Source organism: Nocardia cyriacigeorgica GUH-2 (assembly GCF_000284035.1).
GTDB lineage: Bacteria > Actinomycetota > Actinomycetes > Mycobacteriales > Mycobacteriaceae > Nocardia > Nocardia cyriacigeorgica_B.
In genome coordinates this window covers 1,598,208-1,615,847 of record NC_016887.1, presented here as the reverse complement: position 1 = coordinate 1,615,847, position 17,640 = coordinate 1,598,208, and the positions used below count along the sequence as shown (strand labels likewise).

At 69.2% G+C, this 17,640-nt stretch carries 14 protein-coding genes; 8 read left to right on the top strand and 6 right to left on the bottom strand.

All coding sequences use genetic code 11. From position 1 onward, the window contains the following. Window positions 1–3: 3 nt before the first annotated feature. The 5 genes from NOCYR_RS07265 to NOCYR_RS07245 are packed head-to-tail and all read right to left on the bottom strand — an operon-like array spanning window position 4 to window position 7,604. The gene (locus NOCYR_RS07265; protein ID WP_014349708.1) at window positions 4–2,070 is read right to left on the bottom strand and encodes a hypothetical protein; all 2,067 of its coding nucleotides are present in this window, start codon (window positions 2,068–2,070) and stop codon (window positions 4–6) included. Between the two features lies 1 nt (window position 2,071). Next, the gene (locus tag NOCYR_RS07260; protein WP_014349707.1) at window positions 2,072–3,907 is read right to left on the bottom strand and encodes an HSP90 family protein; all 1,836 of its coding nucleotides are present in this window, start codon (window positions 3,905–3,907) and stop codon (window positions 2,072–2,074) included. 51 nt (window positions 3,908–3,958) lie between these two features. Further along, window positions 3,959–5,383, bottom strand: coding sequence for a vWA domain-containing protein (locus NOCYR_RS07255; RefSeq protein ID WP_014349706.1), 1,425 nt, complete (start codon window positions 5,381–5,383; stop codon window positions 3,959–3,961). Further along, window positions 5,383–6,279, bottom strand: a complete 897-nt coding sequence (locus NOCYR_RS07250; protein WP_014349705.1) for an AAA family ATPase — start codon at window positions 6,277–6,279, stop codon at window positions 5,383–5,385. Before NOCYR_RS07250 ends, NOCYR_RS07255 begins: the two co-directional genes overlap by 1 nt. Before the next feature lie 59 nt (window positions 6,280–6,338). Then, window positions 6,339–7,604, bottom strand: coding sequence for a glutamate-5-semialdehyde dehydrogenase (locus NOCYR_RS07245; protein ID WP_014349704.1), 1,266 nt, complete (start codon window positions 7,602–7,604; stop codon window positions 6,339–6,341). Between the two features lie 147 nt (window positions 7,605–7,751). Here NOCYR_RS07245 and NOCYR_RS07240 point away from each other — a divergent pair, with 147 nt between their 5' ends. The 3 genes from NOCYR_RS07240 (at window position 7,752) to NOCYR_RS07230 (ending at window position 10,757) form a co-directional block, all read left to right on the top strand. After that, complete coding sequence (locus NOCYR_RS07240) at window positions 7,752–8,423, top strand: pentapeptide repeat-containing protein (protein ID WP_231856038.1); 672 nt, start codon at window positions 7,752–7,754, stop codon at window positions 8,421–8,423. A 115-nt stretch (window positions 8,424–8,538) separates the two neighbouring features. Then, window positions 8,539–9,408: a ribokinase gene (locus tag NOCYR_RS07235; protein ID WP_014349702.1), complete on the top strand. Its 870-nt coding sequence runs from the start codon at window positions 8,539–8,541 to the stop codon at window positions 9,406–9,408. Window positions 9,409–9,533: 125 nt separating this feature from the next. Then, window positions 9,534–10,757, top strand: a complete 1,224-nt coding sequence (locus NOCYR_RS07230; RefSeq protein WP_014349701.1) for an RtcB family protein — start codon at window positions 9,534–9,536, stop codon at window positions 10,755–10,757. A gap of 42 nt (window positions 10,758–10,799) precedes the next feature. On the opposite strand, the gene NOCYR_RS07225 is transcribed toward NOCYR_RS07230, so the two are convergent. Continuing rightward, window positions 10,800–11,273, bottom strand: coding sequence for a hypothetical protein (locus NOCYR_RS07225; protein ID WP_014349700.1), 474 nt, complete (start codon window positions 11,271–11,273; stop codon window positions 10,800–10,802). A gap of 133 nt (window positions 11,274–11,406) precedes the next feature. On the opposite strand from NOCYR_RS07225, the gene NOCYR_RS07220 reads away from it, so the two are divergent. The 5 genes from NOCYR_RS07220 (at window position 11,407) to NOCYR_RS07200 (ending at window position 17,633) form a co-directional block, all read left to right on the top strand. Beyond that, window positions 11,407–13,539: a RecQ family ATP-dependent DNA helicase gene (locus NOCYR_RS07220; protein WP_419538284.1), complete on the top strand. Its 2,133-nt coding sequence runs from the start codon at window positions 11,407–11,409 to the stop codon at window positions 13,537–13,539. 54 nt (window positions 13,540–13,593) lie between these two features. Next, window positions 13,594–14,544, top strand: a complete 951-nt coding sequence (gene ligD / locus NOCYR_RS07215; protein WP_014349698.1) for a non-homologous end-joining DNA ligase — start codon at window positions 13,594–13,596, stop codon at window positions 14,542–14,544. A gap of 98 nt (window positions 14,545–14,642) precedes the next feature. Next, entirely contained in the window at window positions 14,643–15,581 is a 939-nt protein-coding gene (locus NOCYR_RS07210; protein ID WP_014349697.1) for a D-isomer specific 2-hydroxyacid dehydrogenase family protein, read from the top strand. Between the two features lie 92 nt (window positions 15,582–15,673). Then, window positions 15,674–16,447, top strand: coding sequence for a MerR family transcriptional regulator (locus tag NOCYR_RS07205; RefSeq protein WP_014349696.1), 774 nt, complete (start codon window positions 15,674–15,676; stop codon window positions 16,445–16,447). An 88-nt stretch (window positions 16,448–16,535) separates the two neighbouring features. Further along, a complete protein-coding gene (locus NOCYR_RS07200) occupies window positions 16,536–17,633 on the top strand; it encodes a methyltransferase (protein WP_014349695.1) in 1,098 nt (365 codons plus the stop codon). Window positions 17,634–17,640: the final 7 nt, after the last annotated feature.

The window sequence follows — 17,640 nt, the reverse complement described above, 5'->3', positions numbered from 1 at the left end:
GGGCTACCGGTAGTCGCCGGCGACCTCCGCCTGCATCTGGGCCCGTTGCTCGCGGGTGGTCTCCAGCTCGGCGGCAAGCTCGGGGGTGGGCTCCTGTTCGAGCGCGGCGTCCAGTTCTGCGATCAGCCCGTCGATGGTGGCCAGCCAGGCCGGAGACTCGGTATCTGCGTCCTCGTCCCAGGTCTGCATCCAGGCGATGCGGCGCAGGCAGGCGGCGCGCGCGTCGATCCGGGCCAGGCCGCCCCACAGATCCGCGGCCCGGAGGAAGGCGGCCCGCGCCTCATCAAGGCGGCCCGCCCGCGACAGCGCCTGAGCTGCGGAATCGGCGAGTTCGGCGCGCAGCTGATCATGTCCGGGGACATGCTCGATCAGCTTCGCGGCCGAGACGTACTCGCGGGCGGCGTCGACCGGGCGGCCGAGTGCCGAAAGCGAGGTCCCGTACTGTGCCCCGATCACCGCCAGCTCCGAGGCCGGGTACCCGAGGTCGGGGTCCCCGACGACCTGCTCGAACAGTGCGGCGGCCGGGCCGTGCTGTCCCGCGCGGTGGAAGGCGCGGGCCGCGACACAGCTGTGGTGGGCGGCGTCGGCGTCCGACAGCCCTGACCAGCGGGCGGCGGCGTAGAGCGCGGCATCGGCCAGATCGGCCTCCCGTCCCGGCTGCCCGGCCAGCGCCGAGACCAGCAGCGAGTTCAGCCGGGCCAGATCCTCGCGGGGCAGCACACCGGTGCCCACCGCCAACGCGCGCCGCAGCTGGGTTTCGGCGGCGGCCGGGTCGGTGTGCAGGCGTGCGGTGGCCGCTTCGATCAGCCGTGCGGCCTCGGCCGACCGGTCCACGGCGGCCGGTTCGCCGCTTGTCGACGCGGTTGCCCCAGACGCGTCGGCTGTGCCCGTGCCGTCCGTGTCGCGACCTGCCGGGATCGAGGCACCAACTGCCGCGCCAGCCCCCGAACTCGTCGCTGCGCCTGCCGGCTGCGCGGCCAACGGACGCGAGCGCAACCCCAACGGCAGCAGCTCGACCACTGGTTGCCGAGTGAGCCGTTCATCGACCCGCTTGCGGTACTCGTCCGTGCCGTTCCGGGTGTCGTACCGGCGAACCACGTCCTCGATTTCGGCCTCGAGCGTGGCTAGCACCGTCGCCACCGTCTCCCCGCCAACCGGCAACTCCGCCATGTCCAGCGCGACCAGCCGCCGCAGCAGGACGCTCACACCGGTGATGAACGACAGCCGGCTGCCGATATCGGCGGCCTGGTCGGTGAGCCAGCTGCTGTGTTCGGCCAGGATCTCCAGGCCGCGTGCTTCGTTGCCGGTCAGCGCGCAGAACTCGATGTGCTCCCCCACCGACGCGCGCAGCTCGATATTGTGCCGGACCAGCGGATATCCGGTCAGATGCGCGCTGCGAGCCGCGGCGGTGCGGCCGGTGCGCAACATCGGTACCAGTGCCTTGGCCAGCGTGCGGTGCGGTTCCTCGGCGCAGCTGCGTTCACCGTCGATCACCGGGCGCCACTGCTCGAGCGCGTCCTCGTCGTCGCCGGCCGCCGCGCTGATCACGCCCCAGCCATTGCGTTCGCAGGCGTCGCAGTCGGCCATCTGATCGCGCTGCTTGCCCAGTGCGGCATCCCGTAGCGCGATCGCCTCCTCGTGATCGCCGATTGCGCAGGCCAGGTCGGCGCGCAGACTCAGTACCGGCCGGGCGCTGTATCCGCGCTGGCGGTAGCGGTTGTCCATTTCGTCGAGCCAGCGATGCACCGTCGGCAGGGGGACCGCCGGATTGCCGATCAGATCCCAGGTCATCCATTTCAGCTGCCAGTGCACCGAGTAGGTCAGATGCCCGAGCTCGGCCGGGTGGGCGTCGTAGATGCTCAGCAGCCGGCCGTATGCCATCGGCGACAGGTCGCGTTCGCCCGCGTACATGTAGGAGCGGGCGAGCTCGAGCAGCACCGCGCCCTCGAGCGCGCGGTCGGTGCCGGAACGAGCGGCGGCGGCCAGCGTCTCCAGCCGCTGGGTGCGCGCGCGGCCGTGCGGCAGGGACCGGCAACGCCGCAGTTCGCCGTCGATCTCGGTGTGATCCATGTCAGTTCTCCCCCTGGTCGCCGCCGACGGCGCGTTCGGTGGCCCAGCTCAGGAACTCTCCGAAGGCGCGGTTGAGCAGCGCGGTATCGGCGGGCCGCAGCGGCCGGTGGGTCATCAGCAGTGCCTGTCCGTACAGCGATTCCACGGCGGTTTTCAGGAAGGCCGGATCACCGATGCGGGCGAGCCTGCGTACCACCGGGCTGTGGAAGTTGAGGACCAGTTGCGCCCGTGGTGTCGCGGATTCGAGTGCGCCGAGGATGTCCGACCACAGGTCGTCGGCTTCGGCGACGGTGTCGGCCCTGGCCCGTTCGTTGCGGGCGCCGCGGCTGTCGAGATAGAGCGCGGGCACCGAGACCGGGTGGAAGGCGCGCAGCAGCACATCGCAGGACAGCGGATCGAGCGTGCTGCGGGCGATGGACAGCACTGGCGCCAAGGCCAGTTCCTCGGCCGGGTCCACCGGATCGAGGGCGGCGGTCAGGGCGGCGCCGTCGAGTTCGATCACCTCGACCTCGGGGATGATCTGCGGCAGCAGCGCGACCAGTTCGGCGTCATAGGTATAGCCGCCGTTGACGATGCCGATGCCCTGCGCCGACGCCGTCTGCGCGACCTGGCGGAACTCCTCCACCGTGGCACTCACCCGCACCACCGGATGTTTGCGCACGAATTCGGTCAGCGGTATCCGGCCCTCGGTGGTTTCGAACAGCAGATGCGGCACCATGATCCGCAGCAACTCCGTCGAATGCCGGGCCATCGCCTTGACACCGAGCGCGTGCACCGACAGGAACGCGGCCAGCCGGTCGGGCTGTTCGGCGGCGATCTCGGTGAGCCATTCCCGCACCCGGTCACCGAGCGCGTCGCGGACGATGGCCAGCCGCTCGTCCTCGTACAGTCCTTCCCGGGAGGCGGTCGGGCGCAGCGAATCGGTGTCGATGACGCAGCGGACGAAGAACGCCCAATCCGGCAGTACCCCGCGCACGGCGTCGCCGAGCAGCATCCCCTTCAGATACACCCGGTGCGCACTGGATTCGGCCGGATTACCCGGCTGCGACAGCACATACGCGACACCGCTCACCCCGGCCAGTTCGGCATTGAGGTCGATGACGTCCAGCGGCTGGAATCCGAGCACCCGTTCGCCGTAGTCGAACAGCGCGGCCCGGCGCAGCGCGGGCGAATCGAACTGCCGCCGCCAGACCGGCTGCGGATCGGTCACCCGGACGACGCTGCCCGCCGCTTCGACGCTCACCTCGTACGGCAGCAGCGAACCGTAATCAGTGACCAACTCCAGCACACGGTCGGCGGTGAACCAGTCCTGCGCGCCGGGCCGCGGCGTCAGTTCGACCGTGGTGCCCGGCTCGGGGTAGTCCGCGGGCTCGAGCGCGCGCAGCGAATACGTGCCATCGGCCTCGGCGATCCATTCCACCGGCGGCGCATCGGGATCGGCGGCCGACCGGGTGCGCACGCGGATCGACTCGGCGACGGTGAAGCAGGCCAGCAGTCCGATCCCGAACTGGCCGAGGAATTCGCGGCGGGCGCCCTCGATGTCGTCGCGTTTGGAGGAGCGGCCGATGGTGGCCAGGAAGCGGTGGACGTCGGCCTCGGTGAGTCCGATGCCGGGGTCGGTGATGCGCAGGCCGTGCCCGTCCAGGTGCAGCCGGATCGCGGTCGGGGCGGTGGGGTCGAGCTTCGTGCGGGCGGTGACGGCGTCGACGGCGTTCTGCAACAGCTCCCGGAGGTAGACCCGCGGACTCGAGTACAGGTGGTGCGACAGCAGATCCACGATGCCGCGCAGATCGACCTGGAACTGATAATTGTTGTCCGCCGAAGCTGTGTTGACCATTCGCGCATTGTCGCGGCAACACCATAAGGTTCGCTTAACAAGCGCTGATGATCACACCGGCAGCAGCCGCGACACCACCCCGGTCAGCTGTGCCGCCGACCTGCATTCGTGCATCTCGATCACCTGCTGATACTTGTCGGCGGCCGAATCACCCGATCCCCATTGGGTTTTCGGCTCCGGGTTGAGCCAGTGCGCATGCTTGGCCACCTGCACCAGACCGCGCAGGGTTTCCAGGTCCGGGTCGCGGTAGTTGGTGCGCGCGTCCCCGAGGATCAGCAGCGAGCTGCGGCTGGTGACCGCGTCCGGCCACTTCTCGGCGAACCCCGCCAGCGCGCTGCCATAATCGGAATGCCCGTCGAAGCCGGCCACCTGGGCCTCGGTGAACACCCGTTTCATCGCCTCGTCCAATTGGGTTCGCGCATCGAAGAACCGGGTCACCTCATCGGTCTGGTCGACGAACGCGAAGATCCGCACCCGCGAGAACTGCTCGCGCAGCGCGCTCACCAGCAGCAGAGTGAAGTTGCTGAAGCCGGCCACCGAACCCGAGACATCGCACAGCAGTACCAGTTCCGGCCGCCCGGGCCGCGGCTTGCGGCTGACCAGATCGATCGGCACCCCGCCGGTGGACATGGATTTGCGCAGCGTGCGCCGCAGATCGATCTCACCGCGCCGGGAATGCTTGCGCCGCACCGCCAGCCGCGACGCCAGAATGCGGGCCAGCCGCTGGCTGCTGCGGCGCAACTCGGCCAGCTCCGACTCCGAGGCACGCAGGAAGTCGACATCGTCGGCCTGCCGGGCGACGCCGTAACTGGCGACCCGTTCGCGTCCGATCCGCTCGGCGACGCGCCTGCGGGTCTCGGCATCGACGGTGGCGCGGAAGGCATCGATCCGCTGGCGCGCGGAGCGGCGGGCGACCTCGGTGTCGAAGGCACTGCCATCGGGACGGGCCAGACCGGCCAGGATCTTGGCCAGCAACGTCTGCGGCTGCACCTCTTTGAGCGCCTGATACGTCGAGAACGACGGGCCACGCGCGGACTGGTACTGCCCCAGTTCCTCGACCATCTGCCCGGCCAGCGACTCCAGCTGGACGGTCGAGCCCTCCTCGGTCAGCAGCTCGGCCAGCAGCTCGCGCAACGCCTCGATATCGACGGTGCCCGACGGCGTGCGCGGGATCTCCACATCGTCGACCGAATCGGTCCGGGCGCCGATCGCGACCGGGAACCACAGATCGAACAGACCGTCGTAGGTGTTGCGGTGGGTGGTGCGGCGCAGCAGGGCACAGGCCAGACCTTCGCGGACCGCTTCCCGGTCCAGCAGGTCGAGCACGGTCAGCACCCGGCCGGCGTCCACCGTCTCCGAAGGCCCGACCGGGACGCCGCGGGCCCGCAACGCCTCCACGAAATCGACGAGATGACCCGCGAACCCGTGCGGCGCCCGGAAATCCGGCGCCTGCGCGGGTACCGATCGCGCGGACATCAGGCCAGTTTCAGCTCGGCCAGCGCCCGCTCGTGGTCGCTGCGATGTTTGAGCACCACGCCGAGAGTGGCGCGCACGGTCGTGTCGTCGAGGTCCTGCATGCCGAGGGCCAGCAGGGTGCGGCCCCAGTCGATGGACTCCGCCACCGACGGCAGCTTCTTCAACGGCATCCCGCGCAGCACATGCACGATCCGCACCAGCTGCGCCGCCACGGCCTCGGGCAGATCCGGAACCCGGCTGGCCAGGATGCGGCGTTCGAGGTCGGCGTCGGGGAAATCCAGGTGCAGGTACAGGCAGCGCCGCTTGAGCGCCTCCGACAGCTCCCGGGTGGCGTTGGAGGTGAGCACGACGAACGGCTTGTGCTGGGCGGTGATGGTGCCCAGTTCCGGGACCGTCACCGCGAAATCACTGAGCACCTCGAGCAGCAGGCCCTCGATCTCGACGTCGGCCTTATCGGTCTCGTCGATGAGCAGCACCGTCGGCTCGGTGCGGCGGATCGCGGTCAGCAGCGGCCGCGCCAGCAGGAACTCCTCGGTGAAGACGTCGGCCTTGGTCTCTTCCCAGTCGTTCTCGCTGGAGGCCTGGATCCGCAGGATCTGCTTGGCGTGGTTCCACTCATAGAGCGCGCGCGCCTCGTCGACGCCCTCGTAGCACTGCAACCGCACCAGCTCGGCCCCCGCGGTCTGGGCGACCGCGCGCGACAGTTCGGTCTTACCGACACCGGCCGGGCCCTCGATCAGCAACGGCTTACCCAGCCGATCCGCCAGGAACACCGAGGTGGCGGTGGCCTTGTCGGCCAGGTAACCGGTCTCGGCGAGCCGATCGATGACCTCGTCCACCGACGCGAAGATCGGCTCCTGAACCGCGACCTGATCCGAATTCGAGCGATCCACCACGCGTCCCTTTCCTGCGACTACCAGCCCCACGCTACGGGACGACGCGACCGCGCCCGGTCTCAGACCGGGCGGACCTGCCCCTCGCCCCAGACGATCCACTTGGTGGAGGTGAGCTCCGGCAGCGCCATCGGGCCGCGGGCGTGCAGCTTCTGGGTGGAGATGCCGATCTCGGCGCCGAAGCCGAACTGCTCACCGTCGGTGAAGGCGGTGGAGGCGTTGACCATGACGGCGGCGGCGTCGACCCGGCTGGTGAACTCGCGGGCGGCGGAGACCTCCGAGGTGACGATGGCCTCGGTGTGGCCGGTGCCCCAGGTGTTGATGTGCTCGACCGCGGCGTCCAGGCCGTCGACCACCTTCAACGCGATATCGAGGGTCAGGTACTCCTCGCCCCAATCGGCATCGGTGGCGGGCACCTGACCGGGCAGATCGCCGTGGATGGTGACGCCGTGGTCTTCCAGCGCCTTGGTGAGCCGGGGGACGGCCGCCTCGGCGATGGCGGCGTCGATGAGCACCGTCTCGGCGGCATTGCAGACACTCGGCCTGCGTGTCTTGGCGTTGATCAGGATCTGCTCGGCCATGTCCAGGTCGGCGCCGGCGTGCACATAGACGTGGCAGTTGCCGGTGCCGGTCTCGATGGTGGGGACCTGGGCGTCGCGGACGACGGCGTTGATCAGGCCGGCGCCACCGCGCGGAATGACGACGTCGACCAGACCGCGGGCCTGGATCAGATGGGTGACGCTGGAGCGGTCCTCGCTGGGCAGCAGCTGCACCGCGTCGGCGGGGATGCCCTGGGCGACAAGCGATTCCCGCAGCACCTCGACCAGCGCGGCGTTGGACCGCGCCGCCGACGACGAGCCGCGCAGCAGCGCCGCGTTACCGGACTTCAGGGCCAGGCCGAACGCGTCGACGGTGACGTTGGGCCGGGCCTCGTACACCATGCCGACCACCCCGAGCGGCACCCGCACCTGACGGATCTCGAGCCCGTTGGGCAGGGTCGAACCACGCACCACCACACCGACCGGATCGGGCAGGCCGGCCACCTGGCGCAGGCCGGAGGCGATGCCGTCGATGCGGTCCTTGGTCAGCCGCAGCCGGTCGAGCAGCGACTCCTCGGTGCCCGCGGCCTGTGCGGCCGCGATGTCCTCGGCATTGGCGGCCAGCACCCGGTCGGCCGCGGCGAGCAGCGCGTCGGCGGCAGCGTGCAGCGCCTCGTTCTTCTGGGCGGTGGTCAACTGGGCGAGCGCCCGTGCGGCGACCCGGGCCTTACGCGCGGCGTCGTGCACGGCCTCGCGGGTATCGAGCTCGGCTGTCTGTCCTACCGTCATGAGTTACAGACTACGCAGCCGCTCCGACACCGAACCATCGCGCTACCCACCGCCGATGAACTGATCCGCCCCGGTCACGCGGTTGTTGTCGGTGCCGTCCCGTAGCTTGCCGGGTACCGATCGTCCTCGACTCAGAGCGGAGCAAGGGTGGCAACCTCTCGCAACAGCAACGTTCCCGTCGTGCCCACCGCGCCCCGCTCCCGGCCCCGGCGTCCTGCCGAATCCCCGCGCGACGATTTCGCCGACGACACCACGATCGACGAGGTCGAGTTCACCGGAACCGACCTCACCCGTGCGGAAACCCACGCCCTCGGCATCGAGGGCTGCCGGTTCGACAACTGCCGCTTCGGCGGGATCATGCGCGGGGTCACCGTCTACGAGTCGGAACTGTCGGTCTGCGATCTGGCCAATCTGCTGGCCGACGAATGCTCGATGGCCGAATGCGTGATCAGCACCAGCAGGCTGACCGGCATGTCGTGGACCGCGGGCAGCTGGCGCGATGTCCTGCTCGACGGCACCCGCGCCGATCTCACCTCATTCCGCTACTCCAAGCTGCGCACCGTCGTCTTCCGCGACTGCGATCTGCGCCAAGCCGATTTCGAGGGCGTCGAATTCCGCAACGTCGTCTTCGAACACTGCGACCTCACCGGCGCCCGCTTCACCGGCACCGCACCGCGCCACAACCTCCGCTTCACCGACTGCACCCTCGCCGACATCGACGGCGTGGCGGGCCTACACGGCGCGACCGTCGACGGCGGCGACCTCATCGGACTCGCCGCGAGCCTGGCGCGGGAGGCGGGGATCATCGTGCGCTGGTGAGCGGGCTCAGGAGGAATCGCCGGACTCACCATCGAACGCGCGTCAACCGAGCCGGACTCCGCCGTTCCGGTCGCATTGCCGGTGCGCTGTGGCCGGTGCCGTTACCGTGCCCGGTATGACCGACGGACAGGCACCCGTGATCGCGGTGCTGGGCAGCATCAATATGGATCTGGTCACCACTACCGCGCGGCGGCCGGAGCCGGGCGAGACGGTGCTCGGGAGCGGGTTCGCGATGGTGCCCGGGGGTAAGGGAGCGAATCAGGCGATCGCGGCGGGGCGGGCCGGTGGGCGGGTGGAGTTCATCGGCGCGGTCGGTGACGATGTGTTCGCCGATGAGCTTCGGGCGGTGCTGCGTCAGTCGGGCGTGGGGACCGCGCGGCTGCGGACGGTCGATGGACCGAGTGGGATCGCGGCGATCGTGGTGGACGCTGCCGGGGAAAACAGCATCATCGTGGTGGGTGGGGCCAATGCCACGCTCACCGAACTCTCCGACGACGACCTTGCCGTCATCGCCGGCGCGGATATCTTGCTGTGCCAATTGGAGATTCCGGTGCAGACGGTGGCAGCGGCCGCTCGGCATGCGCAAGCGAACGGGACCGTCGTCGTGCTCAACCCGTCACCGGCGCGGCCACTGCCGCCCGAGCTGTGGGCCGATGTCGACGTCGCGGTGGTCAACTCGGGCGAATTCGCCGAACTCGGCGCCGCCCTCGACGCGGTGCCGCATCTGGTGGTGACCCTCGGCGCGGACGGTGCGCGTTACCGCGGAACGGACGGCCGGGAACTGCGTGTGCCAGGGCTGCGTGTGCAGGTCGTGGACACGACAGGCGCGGGCGACACCTTCACCGGCGCGCTCGCGGTGGCCTGGCAGCGCGGTCCGGCCGAGGCCCTGCGCTGGGCGTGTGCGGCGGGCGCGCTCGCCACCACCCGGCTGGGTGCCAGCGCCTCGATTCCGGCGCGCGAGGAGATCGAGGCAGCGCTCGACTGAAACAAATTCACGTCATCGATCCTGCCCTTTCTCGCGCCGAAATTCAGGTGCGCAGCGACGCCGCCGTGCCTACCGTTGACGGTGTAAGGCGAAGCGAATTCGCAAGGAGTGAAAGGACCGAGACAATGTTTCCCGTCGAGCTGCCCGGTACCCGGGCGCGGACGTTGATGTGGGCTTCCGAGCACGATATCGAGCAGGCCGCACTGCGCCAGCTGCGGAATATCGCGCAACTGGAATGGGTCCACGGCGTGCGCGTCATGCCGGACGTGCACCTCGGCAAGGGCGCGACGGTGGGCTCGGTCATCGCCATGAAGGACGCCGTCGCCCCCGCCGCCGTCGGTGTGGATATCGGCTGCGGTATGGAAAGCGTCAAGACCGACCTCACCGCCGCGGACCTGCCCGACAATCTGCATTCGCTGCGCAGCCGCATCGAGGCCGCGATCCCGGTGGGCTTCCACGCCCACGACAACTCGGTCGACGTGCGCCGCATCGGTGCCGAGGTCTCGGGACTCGGCGCGAGCACCGCGACGTTGCGTTCGGGCTGGGACCGGTTCTGGGGTTCTTTCGACGACCTCGACAAGAGCGTCCGCAACCGGGAATCCAAGGCACATAAGCAGATGGGGACACTCGGCGGCGGAAATCACTTCCTGGAATTGTGCCTCGACCAGGACGACGCGGTATGGATTCTGCTGCATTCCGGCAGCCGGAATATCGGCAAGGAACTGGCGGAACGCCATATGGCTGTCGCTCGCACCCTTCCGCATAACTCGGACCTGCCGGATCGCGATCTCGCGGTATTCCTTTCCGGCACCCCGGAAATGGACGCCTACCGTCACGATCTGACCTGGGCGCAGGAATACGCGGCACGTAATCGCGCCGTCATGCTCGCCCTGGCCTGCCGTGCGGTCCGCGACGAATTCGCCGATCGCCCGGTGCATTTCGACGCGCCGATCTCGTGTCACCACAACTATGTGGCGGAGGAAATGATCGACGGCGTGCCGATGCTGGTGACCCGCAAGGGCGCGGTGCGCGCGGGCAAGGGCGATCTGGCCCTGATCCCGGGTTCGATGGGTACCCGCTCGTATGTCGTGCGCGGCAAGGGAAATCCCGAGTCGTTCCAGTCGGCGTCGCACGGTGCGGGCCGGCGTATGAGCCGCACTGCGGCCAAGAAGCGCTACAGCGTCGCCGATCTGATCGCGCAGACCGAGGGCGTCGAGTCCCGCAAGGACGCCGGTGTCGTCGATGAGATTCCGGCCGCGTACAAGGACATCGATGAGGTCATCGCCGCACAGCGCGACCTGGTCGATGTGGTGGCGACGCTGCGTCAGGTGCTCTGCGTGAAGGGTTGACCGATTCCGGCCGGACCATCGCGGTCCGGCCGGATCGGTGCCTCAGCGTCGCTTCAACGTCGCGACCACACCCGCACCGAACAGCAAGGTCCCGACCACGAGCACCATCCCGCTGACCAACCAGGCATGCAGGGCGACGTGCAGTTCGGCGGCCAATCCGGGGATGTCACCGATCAGGCGGAAGGTGTCCTCCGGAAAGAAGATCTGGATGATGCCGGGCAGGATGCCCCAGATCAGGCCGGCGATCATGGTCGCCGCCGGTGAGTACGCGGCGAGCACCGCCACCAGCAACAGCAGGACCGCACCGAGCACCGACTGACCTGGTGCGCTCCACCGGTCCACCGAATCCCACCAGCGACTGGTGGCCAGTGAACCGTGCGCGGCGATGCCGATGCCGACCGGCGTCACCACCAGCGCGACAGCGGTGCTGATCAGGGTGCGGCCCAACGCACCGCGATTCTGGAACTGGGCACCCGGCGGCGACCACCCCGCGGGCGACTGAAAACTGTCCGGCATCACGTCCTCCTACCAGGTCCACGGCCCGGTGGCCCCTCGTCGTAGCACTCATTGTCCCCGGGAGTACCCAGATCCGCCGGTCACGGCTCGGATTCAGCCGCTTCGGACGACCTTGTCGGTGGTGTAGGGCACCATGGCCTGCATGGACACAGCTGAGGGGACGACAACGACGGGTATCGACGTTGCCGGGCTGCGGGAGCGGGCCGAGGGCCTGTTGCGGGAGCTGGCCGGTGGCGGGGCGCGGCTGCGCGAGGACCAGTGGACCGCGATCGAGGCGCTGGTGGTGCAGCGCCGCCGCGCCTTGGTGGTGCAGCGAACCGGGTGGGGAAAGTCGGCGGTGTATTTCATCGCGGCGAAGCTGCTGCGGACGGCCGGGCGCGGGCCGACGGTGATCGTGTCGCCGCTGCTGGCGCTGATGCGCAATCAGGTGGCGGCCGCCGAACGCGCGGGAGTGCGCGCCGCGACCATCAATTCCGGCAACGTCACCGAATGGGACGACATCCATGCCCAGGTGGCCGCGGGCGAGGTCGATGTGCTGCTGGTGAGCCCGGAGCGGTTGAACAATCCGGACTTCCGCGATCAGGTACTGCCGAAGCTCGCCGCGGACGCGGGCCTGGTGGTGATCGATGAGGCGCACTGCGTGTCCGACTGGGGCCACGACTTCCGGCCGGATTACCGGCGTATCCGGACGCTGATCGCCGATCTGGGGTCCGACGTTCCGGTGCTGGCCACCACCGCGACGGCCAACGACCGCGTGGTCACCGATGTGGCCACCCAGATCGGCACCGACACCCTGGTGTTGCGCGGCACCTTGGACCGTGAGTCGCTGCACCTGTCGGTGGTGCGGTTCGACGATGCCGTCGAGCGCACGGCCTGGCTCAGCCGTCATCTGGGCGAGCTGCCCGGCTCCGGCATCATCTACACGCTGACGGTGGCCGCGGCGCAGGATCTGGCCGACGTGCTGAACTCGCACGGGCACACGGTCGCCGCCTACACCGGCCAGACCGATCCGGCCGAGCGCGAGATGCTCGAGGCCGCACTGCTGAACAACGAGGTCAAGGCACTGATCGCGACGTCGGCGCTCGGGATGGGGTTCGACAAACCCGACCTCGGTTTCGTGGTGCACGTGGGCGCGCCCTCCTCGCCGATCTCCTACTACCAGCAGGTCGGGCGTGCCGGCCGAGGGACCGACCGCGCCGAAGTGGTGTTGCTGCCCGGCCCCGAGGACGCGCGGATCTGGAGCTATTTTGCTTCCGTCGCCTTTCCCCGCGAGCACATCGTGCGTGCGGTGCTCGCCGCGCTCGACACCGAGCGACCCCAGTCGACGGCCGCCTTGGAGCCGCTGGTGGAGCTGAATCGGTCGCGCCTGGAGATGGTGCTCAAGGTGCTCGACGTCGACGGTGCGGTGCGCCGGGTGCGCGGCGGCTGGCTGTCCACCGGCCAGGACTGGGTCTACGACAGCGATCGCTACGAGCGGCTGGAGGCGGCCAGATCGGCCGAACAGCAGGCCATGATCGACTATCAGACGACCACCGGCTGCCGGATGGTGTTCCTGCGCGGCCAACTCGACGATCCTGGGCTCCGGACCGCCGCACCCGGCACCGCCGACTGTGGCCGCTGCGACAACTGCACCGGTGTCCGGCCGGATACCGCGCTCGACGCCGAAGCAGTCGCGGCCACCCGCGACCGCCTCGACCGACCCGGAATCGACCTGGCGCCACGCAAGATGTGGCCGACCGGGATGGCGAAACTCGGTATTCCGTTGTCGGGCAAGATCTCCGAAGGCGCCGAGACCGGCCGGGTGCTCGGCAGGCTCAGCGCGCTCGGCTGGGGTCAGCGGTTGCGCGCCCTACTCGACGGCCCGGACGAGCCGGTACCCGACGCCGTGGTCCAGGCCTGCATTGCAGTGCTGCGCGACTGGGACTGGCAGGACCGTCCCACCGCCGTGCTGGCCCTGGAATCGCCCACACATCCGGTGCTGACGGCGAGCCTCGCCGCGCGGCTGGCCGAGATCGGCAAGCTCCGCGATCTCGGCACGATGCGTGTACGTCCCGACCGGCCGCCGGTATCGGCGGTGAATTCCGCGCACCGGGTGGCCGCACTGCACGACCTCTGGGAACTACCCGACCTCGGACCGATCGACGGCCCGATCCTGCTGGTCGACGCCCTCACCGATACCGGATGGACCTTTACCGCCGCCGCCCATCAACTCCGCAAGGCCGGGGCCCCGGCGGTACTGCCGTTCGCGCTGGCCACGCCGACCTGAGCCGGCGGCGTGGTTCGGCCGGACGATCCGGGTGCGCCGGGTTATGGTCGGGACGTGGCCAGTAGCAAGGGGTCGGCTATCGAGCTCGAGGTCGGGGACCGGACGGTTCGCGTCTCCAACCCGGATCGGGTCTATTTCCCCGAATCCGGCGCCACCAAGCTCGATCTGGTGCAGTACTACCTCAGCGTCGGCGACGGGATCGTCAACGCGCTGCGGGATCGACCGTGCATGCTGCACCGGTTTCCCAAGGGACTCGCCGGCGACAAGGTGCATCAGAAGCGGCTGCCCGCAGGCGCGCCGGACTGGGTGCCGACCGTGCGGGTGTTCTTCCCCCGGTACGGCAGGCATGCCGACGAGCTGTGCGTGTCCGAGCTGGCCGACGTCATCTGGGCCGTGCAGATGTCGACGGTGGAGTTCCATCCGTGGAACTCTCGCCGCTTCGATACCGAACGTCCCGACGAGTGGCGCATCGACCTGGACCCGATGCCGGACTGCCCGTGGTCGCGGGTGCAGCGGGTCGCCGGGGTGGTGCACGAGGTGCTCGACGAGATCGGCGCGGTGGGCTGGCCGAAGACCTCCGGCGGACACGGACTGCACGTCTACGTGCGGATCGCACCGGAATGGGGTTTCCAGGACGTGCGCCGCGCCGCGCTGGCCTTCGCCCGCGAGGTGGAACGGCGCGCGCCCGATGACGTCACCACCACCTGGTGGCGCAAGGACCGCGACCCGCGGATGCTGTTCGTCGACTACAACCAGAACGCCCGCGACCACACCATCGCCGCCGCCTACTCGGTGCGCGGGGTGCCCGAAGCCACCGTGTCCACCCCGGTGATCTGGGACGAGGTCCCCGATATCGACCCGCGTGATTTCACCATGGCGACCGTGCCGGCCCGCTACCAGAAGCTCGGTGACCTGCACGCAGGCATCGACGACGCGGTGTTCGAACTGGACCGGCTGATCGAGTGGGCCGATAGGGACAAGGTCGAACTGGACGACGAGGACTGATCAGCCGACCATCCACCCTCCCCCGCCTTCGCCGGTACGTTCGATCGGAGGACGGCCGGACGTGGAGCACCGGCGCGGTGAGCGAAGGAGGTCCGAGGATGAGCCGGATGGCGGTTGCGGTCGGCCCGGGTGAACAACCGATGCTCGAACAGGCGGTGACGGAGGCGGGCGCGCGTACCGCCGGGCTCGACGAGGCGCGCGCGCTCGTCTGGAATGGTTCACCGGCGCAGTTCCCGGACCACCTGCCGGACGGGATCGAATGGGTGCAGCTGAACGCGGCCGGAGTCGAGGACTGGTTCGACGCCGGCGTGTTCGAACGGTTCCCGCGGGTTCGATTCACCTCTGCCGCAGGCGCTTACGCCGCCAGCGTGGCCGAGCACACGCTGATGCTGCTGCTGGCGGGCGTGCGGTATCTGCCGGAACATCTGCGGGCCGAGAGTTGGCGGCAGCGTGAGTTCTTTCCGCATGTCGGGTCGTTGCGCGGGGCGACGGTCGCGATCGTGGGTGCGGGTGGAATCGGGCGGGCGTTGATCCCGATGCTGACGCCGCTGGGCGCGAAGATCATCGCGGTCAATCGGTCGGGTCGCGCGGTCACCAGGCCCGGTATTCCGGACGACGTGGAGACGGTGCGCGCCGACGAACTCGCCGGGGTCTGGTCGCGCACCGACCATGTGGTGATCGCCGCGCCGGCCACCGCCGAGACCAGGCATCTGGTGGGGGCGAAAGAGCTGGCGCAGTTGAAGCCGTCATCGTGGGTGATCAATGTGGCCCGCGGCAGTCTCGTCGACACCGACGCTCTGGTCGACGCCCTGCGCGCCGGGACGATCGGCGGCGCCGGCCTGGACGTGACCGATCCGGAGCCACTGCCCGACGGGCACCCGCTCTGGACGCTTCCCAATGCCATTGTCACTCCGCATGATTCGAATCCGCCGCAGCTGCGGATGGCCGCATTCGCCGAACACGTGCGGGCCAACGTCGTCCGGTTCGCCGACGGCGCGCCGTTGCGGGCGCCGATCGAACCGGAACGCGGGTACTGAGGCCGGCCGAGAGCGCGGGAGATACACTCGGGCGGTCGACGGCCGGGCGCCCGCCGGTGCGGCGCAGGTGGGGATGTGAGGAGGTGCAAGCGATGCCGAACTACCGGATCGATGACCTCGCACGGGCCGCAGGCACCACCAGCCGCAACGTCCGCGCCTATCAAGAACGCGGTCTGTTGCCGCCGCCGGTGGGCAAGGACGGGCGCGCCAGCATCTACGACGACACCCATCTGGAGCGGCTGCGCCTGATCGACGCACTGCTGCAGCGCGGTTTCACCACCGCCCATATCGCCGACTTCATCACCAGCTGGGAAACCGGGAAGGACCTCACCGAGGTGCTCGGTCTCCAGCACGCGGTGACCGCGACCTGGGCCAAGGAAGAGCCGTTCGAGGTGTCGCGGGAGCTGATCGGCTCCATCCTCGGCGCCGAGACCGACGACCTCGTCGACCAGTTGCGCGAGATGGGCCTGGTCCGCGTCGAGAACGACACCGTCGTCTTCACCGACACCCACCTGCTGAGCAGCTTCGCCGAACTCGACGAATACGGCTTGGACCTGCGCACCCTGATCAGCGTGCACGCCCAGGTCGCCGCGCATATCGACGACATCACCAAGATCATGATCGCCGCCGCCCGCACCCACATCGTCGACGAGCACGGCCCCGGCTGGCTACCGGAGACCAACGAGGAGATCGCCGAGACCACCGCCATGCTCAACAAGATGCGCGAGCTCGCGGTGGCGTCGGTGCACAACACGCTCGCGCGCTCGCTGGACACCAACCTGCGCCGCGAGCTCGGTGAATATCTCGAGACCGCCGCCGAACGCGAACGCAACCGCACCGCCGCCAAGGGCGAATCGCCCCGCTAGCGACGGCCACGACGCGCGATTCACACCCGGGACGCGGTTCGGGCCGTAATCTCCTTGGCAACCGCGTTTGCCGACGAATGGAGTCGTCATGGCCTCCGATCGAGCGAAACTGCCCCCGCAGGGCCTGGTGCGGGCGGTGGAACGGGTGCGCAATGTCATGGCGAGCGCACACCGGCGGATGGTGCCCGGCCATGCCGCACTACTGGAGATGATCGCGGCCGGGTGGCTGACGCAGGCGATCCATGCCGCGGCGGATCTGGGGGTCGCCGACGCGCTGGCCGATGGTCCGCGCGATGGCGCGGATCTGGCGCAGGCGGTGGGTGCCGACGAGGACGCCCTGCACCGGCTGATGCGGCTGCTGATCAGTCACGGCATCTTCACCCGGCGCCGCGACGGCCGCTACGCGCTGACGCCGATGGCGCAGGCACTGCGCGCCGATGCCGAGGTTTCGTTGCGTGATGCCACCCTGTTCTTCGGCTCGAAGATCCACCGGGACAACTGGACCCAGCTGGCGCAGGTGGTGCGCACCGGTGACGCGGTGGGCAATACCGTGGACGGTGTTCCGCTGTTCGACTATCTGCGCACCGACCGGGAATTCGGCACGATGTTCGATCGCGCCATGTCGAGCATCGACACCCTGGGCCGGGAACCTCTGCTGTCGGCCTACGATTTCGGCCGCTTCCGCACGATCGTCGATGTGGGCGGCGGGCAGGGCGCTTTGCTGACCGAGATCCTGCGGCGGGCACCGCAATCGCGCGGCATCCTGTTCGATCTGCCCGAAGTAGTGGGTGAGGCGCGTGAGCGGCTCACCGAGCTGGGCGTGGCGGATCGGTGTGCGATAGTGGCGGGGTCGTTCTTCGACACCGTGCCCGAGGGTGGCGACGCGTATCTGCTCAAGCACGTCATCCACGATTGGCCCGCCGATCAGGCCACCCGCGTGCTGCGCACCATCCGTGCGGCCATGTCACCGCAGGCGCGCCTGCTGCTGATCGAACTCGTGCTGCCCGACGACGACCGCCCGCATCCGGGCAAGTACATCGATCTGGAGATGCTGGTCAATACCGGCGGCCGGGAACGCACCGAGGCCGAATACCGTGCGCTGCTGGCGGAATGCGGTTTCACCCTCACTTCGGTGACGCCGACCCTGTCGCCGGAGAATGTGCTCGAAGCGGTCCCGGCAGGCTGAGCCCGCC

What these genes read in the sequence shown, in the direction of transcription:
- NOCYR_RS07265 (WP_014349708.1), bottom strand. Translation starts at nt 2,070, where the DNA reads ATGGATCACACCGAGATCGACGGCGAACTGCGGCGTTGCCGGTCCCTG.
- NOCYR_RS07260 (WP_014349707.1), bottom strand. Translation starts at nt 3,907, where the DNA reads ATGGTCAACACAGCTTCGGCGGACAACAATTATCAGTTCCAGGTCGAT.
- NOCYR_RS07255 (WP_014349706.1), bottom strand. Translation starts at nt 5,383, where the DNA reads ATGTCCGCGCGATCGGTACCCGCGCAGGCGCCGGATTTCCGGGCGCCG.
- NOCYR_RS07245 (WP_014349704.1), bottom strand. Translation starts at nt 7,604, where the DNA reads ATGACGGTAGGACAGACAGCCGAGCTCGATACCCGCGAGGCCGTGCAC.
- NOCYR_RS07235 (WP_014349702.1), top strand. Translation starts at nt 8,539, where the DNA reads ATGACCGACGGACAGGCACCCGTGATCGCGGTGCTGGGCAGCATCAAT.
- NOCYR_RS07230 (WP_014349701.1), top strand. Translation starts at nt 9,534, where the DNA reads ATGTTTCCCGTCGAGCTGCCCGGTACCCGGGCGCGGACGTTGATGTGG.
- NOCYR_RS07225 (WP_014349700.1), bottom strand. Translation starts at nt 11,273, where the DNA reads ATGCCGGACAGTTTTCAGTCGCCCGCGGGGTGGTCGCCGCCGGGTGCC.
- NOCYR_RS07220 (WP_419538284.1), top strand. Translation starts at nt 11,407, where the DNA reads ATGGCCTGCATGGACACAGCTGAGGGGACGACAACGACGGGTATCGAC.
- NOCYR_RS07210 (WP_014349697.1), top strand. Translation starts at nt 14,643, where the DNA reads ATGAGCCGGATGGCGGTTGCGGTCGGCCCGGGTGAACAACCGATGCTC.
- NOCYR_RS07205 (WP_014349696.1), top strand. Translation starts at nt 15,674, where the DNA reads ATGCCGAACTACCGGATCGATGACCTCGCACGGGCCGCAGGCACCACC.
- NOCYR_RS07200 (WP_014349695.1), top strand. Translation starts at nt 16,536, where the DNA reads ATGGCCTCCGATCGAGCGAAACTGCCCCCGCAGGGCCTGGTGCGGGCG.